Annotated in this window: 13 protein-coding genes; 5 read left to right on the forward strand and 8 right to left on the reverse strand. The window is 34.7% G+C overall.

Features of this window, described 5'->3' with window-relative positions; translation table 11 throughout:
• Positions 1 to 12 precede the first annotated feature (12 nt).
• The 6 genes from DF185_RS15675 to DF185_RS15700 form a co-directional block, all read right to left on the reverse strand.
• Complete coding sequence (locus tag DF185_RS15675) at positions 13 to 1,542, reverse strand: sensor histidine kinase (RefSeq protein ID WP_110361705.1); 1,530 nt, start codon at positions 1,540 to 1,542, stop codon at positions 13 to 15.
• A 526-nt stretch (positions 1,543 to 2,068) separates the two neighbouring features.
• A complete protein-coding gene (arsB, locus tag DF185_RS15680) occupies positions 2,069 to 3,121 on the reverse strand; it encodes an ACR3 family arsenite efflux transporter (RefSeq protein WP_317046852.1) in 1,053 nt (350 codons plus the stop codon).
• A 64-nt stretch (positions 3,122 to 3,185) separates the two neighbouring features.
• On the reverse strand, positions 3,186 to 3,611 hold the full coding sequence (locus DF185_RS15685) for an arsenate reductase ArsC (protein ID WP_110361707.1): 426 nt from the start codon (positions 3,609 to 3,611) through the stop codon (positions 3,186 to 3,188).
• A gap of 93 nt (positions 3,612 to 3,704) precedes the next feature.
• Positions 3,705 to 4,031 (reverse strand): ArsR/SmtB family transcription factor, encoded by a 327-nt coding sequence (locus tag DF185_RS15690; RefSeq protein WP_110361835.1) that lies wholly within the window; start codon positions 4,029 to 4,031, stop codon positions 3,705 to 3,707.
• 213 nt (positions 4,032 to 4,244) lie between these two features.
• Positions 4,245 to 5,399 carry an iron-containing alcohol dehydrogenase gene (locus tag DF185_RS15695; RefSeq protein ID WP_110361708.1) on the reverse strand — a complete coding sequence of 385 codons (1,155 nt, stop codon included), beginning with the start codon at positions 5,397 to 5,399 and terminating at the stop codon, positions 4,245 to 4,247.
• Between the two features lie 17 nt (positions 5,400 to 5,416).
• Positions 5,417 to 6,091, reverse strand: a complete 675-nt coding sequence (locus DF185_RS15700) for a type 1 glutamine amidotransferase domain-containing protein (protein WP_110361709.1) — start codon at positions 6,089 to 6,091, stop codon at positions 5,417 to 5,419.
• 94 nt (positions 6,092 to 6,185) lie between these two features.
• Here DF185_RS15700 and DF185_RS15705 point away from each other — a divergent pair, with 94 nt between their 5' ends.
• From DF185_RS15705 to lysA, 5 genes are all read left to right on the forward strand, one after another.
• A complete protein-coding gene (locus DF185_RS15705) occupies positions 6,186 to 7,094 on the forward strand; it encodes a LysR family transcriptional regulator (protein ID WP_110361710.1) in 909 nt (302 codons plus the stop codon).
• Position 7,095: 1 nt separating this feature from the next.
• Positions 7,096 to 7,449: an arsenate reductase family protein gene (locus DF185_RS15710; protein WP_110361711.1), complete on the forward strand. Its 354-nt coding sequence runs from the start codon at positions 7,096 to 7,098 to the stop codon at positions 7,447 to 7,449.
• 126 nt (positions 7,450 to 7,575) lie between these two features.
• Entirely contained in the window at positions 7,576 to 7,920 is a 345-nt protein-coding gene (locus DF185_RS15715; protein ID WP_110361712.1) for a phenylpyruvate tautomerase MIF-related protein, read from the forward strand.
• Positions 7,921 to 8,259: 339 nt separating this feature from the next.
• Positions 8,260 to 9,570: an aspartate kinase gene (locus DF185_RS15720; protein WP_110361713.1), complete on the forward strand. Its 1,311-nt coding sequence runs from the start codon at positions 8,260 to 8,262 to the stop codon at positions 9,568 to 9,570.
• A gap of 28 nt (positions 9,571 to 9,598) precedes the next feature.
• Positions 9,599 to 10,753 (forward strand): diaminopimelate decarboxylase, encoded by a 1,155-nt coding sequence (lysA, locus tag DF185_RS15725; protein WP_110361714.1) that lies wholly within the window; start codon positions 9,599 to 9,601, stop codon positions 10,751 to 10,753.
• Positions 10,754 to 10,806: 53 nt separating this feature from the next.
• Here lysA and DF185_RS15730 read toward each other — a convergent pair whose 3' ends face one another.
• On the reverse strand, positions 10,807 to 11,898 hold the full coding sequence (locus DF185_RS15730) for a DUF6268 family outer membrane beta-barrel protein (RefSeq protein ID WP_133250054.1): 1,092 nt from the start codon (positions 11,896 to 11,898) through the stop codon (positions 10,807 to 10,809).
• Positions 11,899 to 11,984: 86 nt separating this feature from the next.
• Positions 11,985 to 14,189: a patatin-like phospholipase family protein gene (locus DF185_RS15735; protein ID WP_133250055.1), complete on the reverse strand. Its 2,205-nt coding sequence runs from the start codon at positions 14,187 to 14,189 to the stop codon at positions 11,985 to 11,987.
• Between the last annotated feature and the right edge of the window lie 3 nt (positions 14,190 to 14,192).

Consider the following 14,192-nt stretch of genomic DNA (forward strand, 5'->3'; position numbering starts at 1 on the left):
ATTATTCAATGTTTATTTTACCGGAAACAACAAACTAAAGCAAGATCCTTTTCCAAACTCACTTGCAAGTTCAACTTTACCATGATGCGCTTCCATAATGTGTTTTACAATGCTTAAGCCAATACCAGATCCTTTTGCCTTGTGTGCCAAATTGCCCGTGGTAACCCTGTAAAACTTATCGAATACCATTGGCTGATCTTTCTTCTCAATTCCAATGCCATAATCCTTCACATCCACACGAACACAATCTGCATCCATATAGGTGATAAGCTCTATCTTCTTCACATCAGCGCTGTATTTCATTCCATTGTCAACTAAATTGATAATGGCTTCGGCAACTGCCTCTTTGTCTACTTTGATATCCGGTATCTGATCTGCCAATTGTAGCTCAATCTCAAAACCATTCTGATCGAAATGCTGTTGGTAATTGGCTACGATGTTCTCAATTTCGGTATTCAAATTCGTATTGATAAAGTGATATTCTCTCTTACCTCGCTCAATTCTACTAAAGTTCAGAATCTTATTCACCATTCTCGACAAACGGTTGGCTTCGGTATTGATTACCTTATAATACTCCATCTTCTTCTCTTCGGTCGGAATGCGTCCCATTTCCAGGGTTTCGGAGTACATATTAATCAAAGCCAATGGCGTTCTGATCTCATGAGAAACATTGGAAATAAACTCTGTTTTCAACTGATTCAATCTGATCTGTTTCCTGATATTCTTGTACACAAACCAGGCTGCCAGTAGTAAAATGATATCCATCACAATCAGCAGAATGATATTGGTGCGCGTTCTTTCTCTTACCAAATCTTCGATGGTATTTCCTCGCATCTGAATGCCCAACTGGTAACCGGGAAACAACCATATGTCCTTCTTCTGGGTGATATTTTTATCTTCGTCTCCCTGAATATGATTGGCATATACCTCTTCTGTTTCGTCTTTATAAACAGAAATGTAGAAACGTTCCTGGGCCACCGACTGTATCTTTGGCCCCATATTTTCACTAATAAACTTATCGGTATCCACCAGTAACAGCACTGTTTTCACAGATAAACTATCCTTCTGCAATGCAAATGCAAACAAGCTTTTGCCTGCTAATGAATTGGGTAAAGCCTCAATTTTTCGATACCCACTTTTTACATAGCGCTGCAGCTGCTCAATCTTTTTCAAATTGGCTGCAAAATCAAGTTCAAGGATTGAATGCAAACGGACTAAACTATCTTCAGGGATTTTCTCTTTCGCATACAAATTAAAATCATCAACATCTTTAAGTCCTATGGCATCTATCGAGTAATTTTTCGATAACAAAGTGCTGATGTCTTCCGTTTCACGCTCCAAACGGTTGGCCCAGGCACTCATCACATCATCCGAATATTGATTCAATGAAAACAAAATGGACTCCAATTGTCCTGTGTAAATGGAATCAATAACGGCTTCGTTCTTACTTAAATTACTGATTTCGTAAGCAGAAAAGAACAATGATGGCAGCACCAATATCAGGGTTAAAACAATACCGATTTTCAATCCGGGTTTTATCATTTGCTATGCTTTTGTTTACCCAAATATAAGCATTAATGGTGACGATAAAACAGATGAAGCTTTTCCACCAAATAAAAATTACTAAGCATTTCTATTAATTGGCTCCATATGATATTTAGAGAGTTGCCTTTTAAATTATCTACAGTTCGTAAGGTGAAGTATTAATGACTTTTACCTTATTCGAATATGCTTTGTGGGCATTGGAAGGTCAAGCTGCTTATGTGTAGAAAACTTTTAGAAAGACGGGAAAGCTGAGAACTTGTTCGAAGATCATCCCGCCGCACTTAAAGTTTTCAAATATCAGTAGTTTGATCTTACACGCCCTAGATTTTTTGCTTACTTTTTCATCAATGGAAAAAGTAAGAGCCACGCGGCTTGAGCTAAGTAAATCTATGAAGTAATGGGATGATTTAATTGACAACCTTTACGATTCAAGACTATCTCTAAAAAAAACAAGCCATGACTCAAAATGAATCATGGCTTTGAATTTACTAACTACAATAACCCGTGCTTGAATAGAACACTGTTAACTATCAGTATCCGTGGCACATTTTACAACGTCAAGCTTGCCACCAAAATATTTTTCTTTAAGTCGTAAGGATACATTTACCAATGCGATTAATACCGGTACCTCTACCAATGGTCCGATAACCGCTGCAAAAGCTACACCTGAATTGATACCAAATACCGCAATTGCAACTGCAATGGCCAATTCGAAATTGTTACTTGCTGCTGTAAAGGATAAACTGGTTGTTTTCGAATACCCTGCCTTGAATTTGTGTCCCATAAAGAATGAGATCAAGAACATTACAACAAAGTAGATTACCAATGGAACTGCGATACGAACCACATCGAATGGCAACTGTACAATGTATTCACCTTTTAACGAAAACATTACAAAAATCGTAAACAACAATGCAAACAAGGTAAGCGGACTAATTTTTGGAATGAATTTCTTCTGATACCAGTCTTTTCCTTTTGCCTTGATTCCAAAGTAACGAGTAAGCATTCCTGCAAAGAATGGAATTCCAAGATAGATTAATACACTCTCGGCAATATCGCCCATGGTTACATCAACCACCGACCCCTGAAGGCCAAAATACTCAGGCAATACTGTAATAAATACATATGCGTATACAGAAAAGAATAATACCTGGAATATGCTGTTAAAAGCTACCAATCCTGCAGCATATTCAGGGTCTCCTTTGGCCAAATCGTTCCATACAATTACCATGGCAATACATCTTGCCAGGCCAATCAAAATTAAACCTGTCATGTATTCAGGATAATCTTGCAAGAAAAGAATTGCCAAAGCGAACATTAAAGTTGGACCTAACAACCAGTTCTGTATCAATGATAAGATTAAGATCTTACGGTTTTTGAACACATCCTTTAACTCTTCATATTTTACCTTTGCCAATGGAGGATACATCATGATCACCAATCCTATTGCAATCGGAACGTTTGTTGTTCCAACCGATAGTTTGTTCCAAAATCCAGCCATTGCAGGGAAAAAATAACCTGCTCCCACACCTATTGCCATTGCAGCAAAAATCCACAAGGTTAGGTATCTATCCAAAAAGGACAATTTTTTATTTAATGATCCCATAATTCTAACTATACTATTTGCTACCTGTTCTTAATTATGCATTCTTCAAGATGTACTCTTCATTGAATTTTACAAAATCTCTTCTGATCTCATCACGTACACGACGGAATACATCGAAAATTTCTTCTTCAGTTCCTTCTGCGTAAGCTGGATCATCAAAACCAATATGAAGACGGGTTCCTACTGGCCCTAAGAACGCCGGACATGCCTCTTTGGCACCACCACATACCGAAATCAAGAAATCAACACCCTCATCAAGGAATTCATCAACCATTTTTGGACGGTGAGAACTGATATCTATTCCAATTTCAGCCATCGCTTTAATCGCTAAAGGATGTACTTGATCTGCAATCTTTGTACCTGCAGACACAACTTCCAATTCTGGATTAATATCTCTCAAAATTGCTTCACCCATTTGACTTCTACATGAGTTTCCTGTACACAACACCAATACTTTCATCTGATATAATTTTATTCAATTTTTCAGCAAAATAGCTGAGTAAGTATTAACCTTCTATGTTGTAATCCAAATTTATTACAACATAGAAAGTTATTAACAAGTTTTATTTTCTGATGGAGTTATTTCTTCAAACAAACCTCCAAATGCATTTTTCAATTTCTCTATACCCTCTTTGTTCAAGCAATATTTAATTTTTAAGCCTTCAACATCTCCTTGAATTAATCCCATTGATTTTAATTCTTTTAAATGCTGCGAAACCGTTGTTCTACTCAAAGGCAAATAATCAGAGATATCACCGGAAATACAGGTTGGAGTCGAAGCTAAAAACTGCAAAATTGCAATTCTTGCAGGATGAGACAGAGCCTTTGCCAATGAGGCAATCTCCTGCTGATTCTCTTCAAATAATTCTAATTTCTTCATAAGTTCTCCATTTCTTATTTCTAATGTCGCAAACATACGTCATTAATTTGAAACTGCAAACAAATTCTCAAAAATTTACAATTTATTAACACCGACCCAAGTCTTAAACCACTTAGATTTTTACTTATAACAGATTGAATATCACACTCACAAACTAAAAAAAAGGTCCTTCTCGAAATGAGAAGGACCTTTTTTGTAAATTATCTTGATTGATTACAATCTAGACTCTAATATTTCTGCAACATCTGCCGCTGCAACATCAGGTAACATTCCAACATAGCCACGCTCAATAAATCTTTGAGAAATCGTATCAATGCTATCTTGTCCCACATTGTGATCTCCTAAACGAGTTGCAATTCCAACACTTTGGAAAAATTCTTCGGTTTTCTGAATTGCCAAAGTTTTTCTTTCATCATCAGTTCCTTCTGTGATATTCCAAACTCTCTCAGCATACTGAAGTAGTTTCTCACCACGTTGTTCTTTCATCTTGGTTAGTAAACCTGGCAATACAATTGCTAAAGTAACTGCATGATCAATTCCATGGAAAGCAGTCAATTCGTGTCCTATCATGTGAGTTGCCCAGTCGCTTTTAACCCCCATACTAATCAATCCATTTAAGGCCATTGTAGCTGACCACATTAAATTAGCTCTGTTTTCATAGTCGGGAGTTTCGCTAGCCATTGCTTTCGGTCCTTCTTCAATTAATGTCAACAATAAGCCTTCAGCAAATCGATCCTGAACAGGTGAATTCACTGGATAAGTCAAATATTGCTCCATTACATGTACATAAGCATCAACAATACCATTCGTAATCTGGCGCATTGGTAATGAATATGTTGTTTCCGGATCAAGAACCGAGAATTTTGGGAATAACAATGGATTTCCGAAAGCCAATTTCTCTTTTGTTGCTGCCTTGGTAACTACACCCCCACTATTCATTTCAGAACCTGTTGCAGCTAAAGTTAAAACTGCTCCTAAATCAACTGCTTTTGTAATTTTAGCTCTTTTTGCCAAAATATCCCACTCATCTTCTCCCTCATAGTAGGTAGCTGCTGCAATAAATTTTGTTCCATCAAGAACAGAACCTCCACCAACAGGCAATAGAAAATCGATACCTTCATTTCTTACAATCTCAACTGCTTTCATTAAGGTTTCGAAATGTGGATTTGGCTCAATTCCGCTAAATTCTTTTACATCATAGTCTTTCAAAGCTTCCATAACCTGATCGTAAACACCATTTTTCTTAATGCTACCACCACCATAGGTCATTAGAATTTTTGCTCCTTTAGGAATATGATTTCCTAGTTCTGCAATTTTACCTTTTCCAAACAGAATTTTTACTGGATTAAAAAAATCAAAATTTTCCATCTTATTAAGTTTAATTATTAGTATTTCTTTTTTAATGCTTTTACAAGCTCTTTGGCCATTAATAAATCAGAAGCTGGATTTTGTCCGGTAATTAACCTACCATCCACTACTACATATTCCTGCCAATTGGCCTTACAAGAATATATCGCACCTTTTTCTATTAATGCTGTCTCCAACAAGTAAGGCACTTTTTGATCTGTTCCTATCGCTATTTCTTCCTGATTGCTGAATGCCGTAAGTTTTTTGCCGTTTACCAAATAACTTCCATCATTTAGTTTTACATTTAGCAACCCTGCTCCACCATGACAAACTGCGCAAACCATTCCTTCATTTTCATAAATTTCCGAAGCTATTTTTGCTATCTCTTCATCAAAAGGAACGTCAAACACCGCTCCATGACCTCCTGGAAAATAAATGGCATCGTAATTTTTTGCAGAAATATCTTTTGGATGATAAGTATTCAAGAATTTGTGCTTGGCATCTTTATCCTTAAAAAACGATTTTACTTTCGCATCATCCAGATCCAGTTGCTTAACTGGAACTTCACCTCCTTTAGGAGATACAAAATCAATTTCAATTCCATTTTTTATCAAGTGAAAATATGGAACAGCTACTTCAAGAACGTAACATCCCGACTCCCATCCTTTTTCATCTTTAAAATGACTTGTTAATGCAAATAAAACTTTGGCCATACTTTTAAATTATTTTCACAACAAATATATGCCTCCTTTTTGTATTAATAAACTTATTCTTTTTATACTTTTGTATAAATGAATTTATAGATATATGGTAAATCTAGAATGGTACAGGACTTTTAAGGCGATATATGAACAAGGAACATTAACCGGAGCTTCAGAAATCTTGCTCATCACACAACCAGGTGTAAGTCAACAACTCACCGCTCTGGAAACTTATATGGGGGTTAAACTTTTCGAGCGAAAACCTAGAAAAATGCTACCAACTTCTCACGGAATGCAACTTTACAACCAAGTTGAGGAAGCCATATTGCAGTTGGAGAAAACAGAAGAGAATTTCAAGCGCAAAACATTAATTAATCGTCCTACAGCTCGAGTTGGTATGTCAATAGAAATGTTCAATCATGCTTTCGCAAATATCTTAGATGATCTGGAAATGAATGTGGAGTTTACCTTTGGAGAATATGAAGATCTTCAATCCAAACTGTTTGCCAAAAAATTGGATGTGACCATTACTACACTACGTCACAACTACCAAAACATTGAGTACAAGCACTTTTGCCAAGAAGCATTACTGCTAGTAAGTAGCAAGCATTTGGACACCATCCCTTTTAACCGATTTATTTACGAGAAAAAATTAGATGAAGCTGAAAAGTGGCTAAGTCAGCAAAATTGGTATTCCTATACTTATAAGATGGAAACCATTAAATCCTTTTGGATGCATAACTTTAAGAAAAAACCTTATTTTAAACCTCGCTATGTAATTCCTAATTTAAGTGGGATGCTGCAGGCAATTCAACTTAATAAAGGGATTTGTATATTGCCTTCGAGTTTGTGCCAGGAATTATTGAATAAAAAAGAAATTATTGAAGTATGGCAAGGGATTCAAACCACATACTACGATAAATATTTTGCCATAAATACACAAAGCAAGAACCTGAAACAAGCAGAAGAAATCATAGAAATCATTATTAATAACAATACATATAAAACTCATTAATATGAAGAAGATTTATCACTTAAGCACTTGCTCAACTTGTCAGAGAATTATAAAAGAATTGGATATTGATTCAAATTTTGAGTTGCAGGACATTAAAACGCAAAAAATAACTGAGGCACAGTTGGAGCAAATGAAAAATCTAGGTGGATCGTATGAAAGTTTGTTTAGCAGACGAGCCATGAAGTATAAAGAACTAGGCCTAAAAGAAAAAGTATTAAGTGAAGATGATTATAGAGATTATATCTTATCGGAGTATACCTTTTTAAAACGTCCAGTACTTTTGATTGATGGAGAAATATTTGTCGGCAACGCAAAAAAAACGGTTGAGAACGCCAAAAAAGCATTGGGCAAGTAGTAAAACGACAGAGGAATCTATTTTGTATTTTTCTGATTTAGTAATAACTTATGCAGTGCATAAAAATTAAAAAAGGTGCAATTTGCATCTTTTTTCGTTCTATCAGTAACCTTAAAACTTTTACTTATGCCATATTTAAAAGTTCAGACCAACCAAAGTTTCTCTAATAAGAAACAACAAAGTTTTTTAAAAGAAAGCTCCGCATTAATCTCATTTGAACTGGGGAAACCAGAAAAATATGTAATGACAGCTTTCGAGCCCAAAGTTGAGATGACATTAGGAGGTACAGACGAACCTGTTGTATTTCTCCAGTTAAAAAGCATTGGTTTACCAGATACAAAAACCAAAGATTTATCAAGCAAGTTTGCCAGTCTGGTTGAGGAACAGCTTAAAATTCCCAAAGATCGTGTTTACATTGAATTTATGGATGTACCTAGAGGTTTCTGGGGCTGGAATGGTATTTTATTTTAAAAATATCCATGCCTATTTCGTGCAAAAATAAATTTTCAGTTAATATTTTAACAATTAGATAAATTTTTATTGTTTTTATAAAAATTTTATACACCTTTACATCCGAAATAAAAATTGACAACACAGATGAGATTTACATTTAAATACAAGAAGCATAATAAACCCAATAAACAGTTGTTGTTTGTGTAATGTTGTAGAATAATGTAAAGCTTAAAAATATAGAAGCCTGCAGAAATTCTGCAGGCTTTTTTTAAACTCATCAGTTTAATTAAAAATATCAATAAAAGCGAAACAATTAAACGCCCATTAAACTGGGATAACAAATTAAACTATTAACCAATGAAAGTTTTAAAGTTTGGCGGTACTTCAGTCGGATCTCCTGAAAGAATTCAGAATTTAGCTCAATTGGTTCAGTGCGACGAACCAGTTATCATCGTTTTATCAGCTATGGCAGGAACCACAAATGCCCTTGTTGAAATAACAGAACTCCTTTATAGAAAGGAAATGGAAAAAGCGAATGAACAAATCAGTAAGCTGGAGGAAGAGTATCGAAAACGAATCGAAGAATTATTTACCACAGAAGATTTCAAAAGCAAAGGAAGCGAGTTAATTACTTCGCATTTTAATTACATCAATAACTTTGTAAACAGAAGCTTTACTGCATTGCAGGAAAAAGCCATATTGGCACAAGGAGAATTAATTTCTACTGCCATGTTCCATTATTATTTATCGGAGATTGGTGTTGATTCTGAATTTTTACCAGCTTTAAACTTTATGAGAATCGATAAAGATGGTGAACCTGATTATTTCTATATACAGGAAAACCTGGAACGAATTCTTGCTGAAGAATCGGAACACAAATTATTTATTACTCAAGGTTTTATTTGTAGAAATGCATACGGAGAAGTAGACAACTTAAAAAGAGGAGGAAGCGATTACACTGCCTCATTAATTGGTTCTGTATTGCAAGTTGATGAAGTTCAGATCTGGACAGATATTGATGGTTTCCACAATAACGATCCAAGATATGTTGAAAACACATCAGCTTTAAAGCAATTGTCTTTTGATGAAGCTGCTGAGCTGGCCTATTTTGGTGCAAAAATTATGCACCCATCCAGCATTATGCCATGTAAGCTAAAGAGTGTTCCGGTGAGATTAAAAAATACGCTGAGTCCTGCTGAAGAAGGAACCTTAATTACCGATGATGAATCTGGAATAGGAATTAAAGCCATTGCTGCAAAAGATGGAATTACTGCATTAAAAATCAAATCTGGTCGAATGCTATTGGCTTATGGATTCTTAAGAAAAGTGTTTGAAATATTTGAAATCTACAAAACACCTATCGATATGATTACAACATCGGAGGTAGCGATTTCTTTAACCATTGATGATGCAAGTAGACTTAAAGAGATTGAATCGGAATTGGTAAAATTCGGAAATGTTGAAATCGATGAAAACCAATCAATTATTTGTATTGTTGGTGATTTTATTTCTGAGTCGACAGGAAGTGCTAAAAAAGTACTGGAAGCATTGGAAAATATTCCTCTTAGAATGATTTCTTACGGAGGAAGCAAACACAACATATCTGTTCTTGTAAATCAAGAAGATAAGGTGTCAGCATTACAAGCTTTAAGCAGAAATTTATTTTAGATTTTTACATTCAAAATTTAATTGAATAATGTTCAACAGTACAAGAATAGATCAATTCAAAAATATTCCCACTCCATTTTATTATTACAATATGGAGTTATTAGAAAATACTTTGGATCTTATTAAAACAGAAGCTTCAAGGTATGGATATCATATTCATTATGCAGTTAAAGCAAATGCCAACCCTAAAATCATGAAACTAATTCAAACCTACGGATTTGGAGCTGATTGTGTGAGTGGAAATGAAATTACAAGATCACTGGAAACTGGTTATACGGCTAATAAAATTGTTTATGCAGGAGTAGGAAAATCTGATAGAGAAATTCTTACAGCTCTTGAAGCTGGAATTTTCTGTTTCAATTGCGAATCGATTCCAGAAATCGAATTAATCAACGAACTGGCAGAGCAAACAAATAAAACTGCAAGAATTGCCATCCGAATCAATCCAAATGTTAATGCCAATACACATCATTACATTACCACAGGAATTGAGGAAAATAAGTTTGGAATTAACCGTTGGGAATTCGAATCGGTTTTGGAAACACTTGAACAATCAAAAAATATTGAATTGATTGGTTTGCATTTTCATATCGGTTCTCAGATTACGGATTTAAGTGTTTTTAAAGGTCTTTGTCTTAGAATTAATGAGATTCAAGAGTGGTTTAAGGAACGTCAAATATTGGTCAACCATATTAATGTAGGTGGCGGATTTGGTGTGGATTACAAACATCCAGATGAAAATCCAATTCCTGATTTTGTTTCTTTTTTCGGAATCTTTAAGGAGTTTTTAAACCTTACTCCCAGCCAGGAGTTACATTTCGAATTGGGTAGGTCAGTCGTTGCGCAATGCGGTAGTTTAATCTCCAAAGTTTTGTATGTAAAAAATGGTGTAAACACAAAATTTGCCATACTCGATGCGGGAATGACTGAACTATTGCGTCCTGCACTGTATCAGGCTTATCACAAAATTGAAAACATCAGTTCGAATGGTGAAGAAGAAGTTTATGATGTGGTTGGTCCTATCTGTGAATCATCTGATTGTTTCGGAAAAGCAGTTAGTTTACCCTCTACAAAAAGAAACGATTTTATTGCTCTTCGTACAGCAGGAGCTTATGGTGAAGCAATGGCTTCCAGGTACAACCTTAGAGATATAGCAGATTCTGTTTTCTCTAACGAGTTGTAATGTTAATTATTAGTTTGGATACAAAGGCAATATTCTACGGAGTATTGCCTTCTTTATTTAATCCCAACTTTTCGCAAAAGTGATTTTGAAGGCACGATAAACAGGGTAAGGTTGTAAAACATACCTCCCTTGGCATAAGAATCAATGATGTTGTTCTCGCTGGTTAATTTACTTCCTGATAAACTCAAGGCGTGCTTCTTATTGGTAACGTCAAAGTTAATATTACTTCTATATCCACTTTCAAGTGATAGCCAAAGCCAATCTGTTATTCCCTTTTCGATCTCAAGTGAAAAATTCACATCTGATCTTCTAAATTCCAATGTTTTAAAATCACTTAATGCAGGACCATTCGATTTTGTGTTATCATCACCTGGCTGTTCATCGAAATGAATACTGTAACTTCCTCCTTTTAAATAGGCTTTAGCACTAATAAAACAAAGTTCCGATGGTTGATAGCGCAATTTAACTTTCGCAGGCAAAAAGGCCTCTACTCCCCATTTATCAGCAAAAGTATGGTTGTAAACAAAAGTTGGAAAAACCAGCGGGTCTCCAAATGTATAGGAGAATGCCACTCCAAGTCCCCATGATTTATATTTATTTATCTTCCAGCCAATAACCGGAGAAATTTCCATTTTTAAAAAAGTATACTTGCTAACATCACGAATATGATCTTTCCAGTAATCTCCTTTCAACTTCGCATTAAAACGAAGCATGAAATATCTATTCCTTTTCCATTGGGTCATCAAGTAAAAACTTCCACCCAAACTTTTCATGTTTTTATCATGCAACCTTCTGTAAAAAGGATAACTTATATTTTTGCTATCATGAAAATGAATTTCTTCATCACTATACTCTATACTCCCAGCAATTTTCAGATTCTTTTTTATTGATATGGGGAAACGTAGTTTAGTTTTGAATATTCGATTGTAATCTATTTTTCCTTTACCATCTCCATAAATTTCCGATTTAGAACCAACATCAAAACCAGTAATTCCGGTATAAGATGCCTCATATCCACGAACAGGGCCACTACCAACTATACTCGGATTCCAATCATATTTGGTAGAATCCGAACTAAATTGTGCCACGGCCAAATGACTTGATATCAGAAATAAAAGTAATATTAATAGATTCCTTATATTCATGAAGTGTAGTTTCTTCTAATAAAAAACATGATTGATTAATTGATACAAAACGAAATAGTTTTTCATTTATTGTAATTCAAGTCGTTTTAGAACCAATAACCAAGACTCACATAATTCAACACCTTATCTTTTTTGTTGGAATACATTAATGAAAATTCCATTGGACCAATTAAACTATTATAGGAATAAGTTAAAGCAACACCTCTAATCCATTCTCCACTCTCGAAAGATCTATTAATATCGTCACTTAACCTACCAAAATTAGCCTTAAATATTAAATAGTTATTTCGAAACAATTCATACTGAAAGTCAGTTCTAAAAATAAATGAATTGTTTGAATTCATCTCCATTCTTTCTAATCCCACAAATGGCATTTGAATATCAAAATAATCGGTCTGATCAATACCCCCTGTATAAGTTTTAAAAAAATCCGGAATACTTTTTCCCCAAACAACTCTAGCGTAAGCTTTGGGATAAACCGTGAACGTAGGACTTATGCTAATAGCTTTTTGAAATTTTAGATAAGCAATAGAAGCCGGTCTTTCCATGCCATCAAGTCTGGCTCCATTATTTGTTACCAATTTATATTCGCCATATAAACTAACTCCTTTTTTTGGATAATAAGCTTTCTCGTGTGAGTCAATCCTTAAGAAGGCATAATATGAGAAAAAATAGTCGTCGGTACCCTCCAATTCAACATCGGGTAGGCTATAATTTGACTGTAGATTATAATATTCTGCTTTGGCTCCAATTCCCACCGAATACGATTCTCTTAAAATGGAATGAGTATTCACATCTAGTTTGTAGTAATCTAAATCATAGTTTCCTATTTTTTTACCATCCTCAAATCCATCAACCTGCCAATCATTATATTCAGCTTGTATAGTAATACCTGGTTTTAAGCCATTATCTATCGCATAAGTTGTTACAAACCTTGGGTTCTCAGCCAACTTTAAATCAAAAGACAAATGCGACCCACTTCTCAATTTATTTCTAAAAGTAGTATTTAATAGGACTCCCGCTTTGTTATCTGAATCATATCTTAATCCTACATTAAACCTCTTTGTAGTTCTCTCTTTTACCCTAACCTGAAGCGATTTGGTTTTGTTCCCAACCAATTTAAAATCTACATTATCGAAATACCTGCTTCCAAAACTTCTGTTTATTCCTTTCTTTAGCTGATGCAGTGAAACTTCTCCCGGAGTATCCAGGTTTAATTTACCAGCAAGCAAAGATTTACTTACTTCGTTTAAGCCTTCAAATTCTATATTTTTAACGTAGTAGGTTGTACTATCAACAGGAGGTTTGTATTTTTTTATTTTCTTCTTTTTTAGTTGATATTTTTCTTTTAATTCTTTCAGTTCAGGAATATACTTTCTTCCAATTTCTTCCCCTTTACGAATTAAAGAATCAGCTTCATTAAAACTCCCTACAGAATAATTATTTATATCAGGCTTGATGTACACATCCACAAAATCTATATTCTTCTTGAATTCATTCAAAGCCATTAAAGAAACCGTTTGATTGATAATATCAAGAAACGAATTTAATTCCTCCTTTGATTTTGGTCCCGATTGTACATCAACGCCAATTACTATATCAGCTCCCATATCAACAACTTCCTTTACAGGAAAATTATTTACCATTCCTCCATCAACTAGTAATCGTCCATCAATTTCGATAGGTGAAAAAACTGTTGGTATAGCCATACTGGCTCTCATGGCTTCAGGAAGATAACCTTTATCGAGAATTACTGCTTCTCCCGTTTCAATATCTGTAGCTACACATACAAATGGAATGGGCAGATTTTTAAAATTATTTACATCATGATAATCTATCGATAATCTCTCAAACAAATTAATCACATTTTGACCACTAACAATACCACTTGGTAATTGAATTCCTTTTGGTTTTATAGGAAAAGACAATACATGTCGTTCATAGTTTTGCTTCTCATGAAATGGAACATATTTTCTGGAAATTTCATCTGCCAACAATTTATCCCAATTTTGACTTAGAATCATCTCTTCAATCTGATCAGCAGAATAGCCTATAGAATAGAATCCACCAATAATGCTTCCCATACTTGTACCAGCAATATAATCAATGGGTATTTCTAATTCATCGATAACTTTTAGTACACCAACATGAGCAAATCCTTTGGCACCTCCACCACTTAGTACTAAACCAATTTTTGGTCTTTTTTTATTTTTAAGAGTATCTGATTTTAATTTAGCTGATGATATAGAAGCCAGAGATAGAAGAAGAATTAGTAGTAATGAATGTTTCATTCT

It is taken from the genome of Marinifilum breve, assembly GCF_003202155.1.
Taxonomy (GTDB): domain Bacteria; phylum Bacteroidota; class Bacteroidia; order Bacteroidales; family Marinifilaceae; genus Marinifilum; species Marinifilum breve.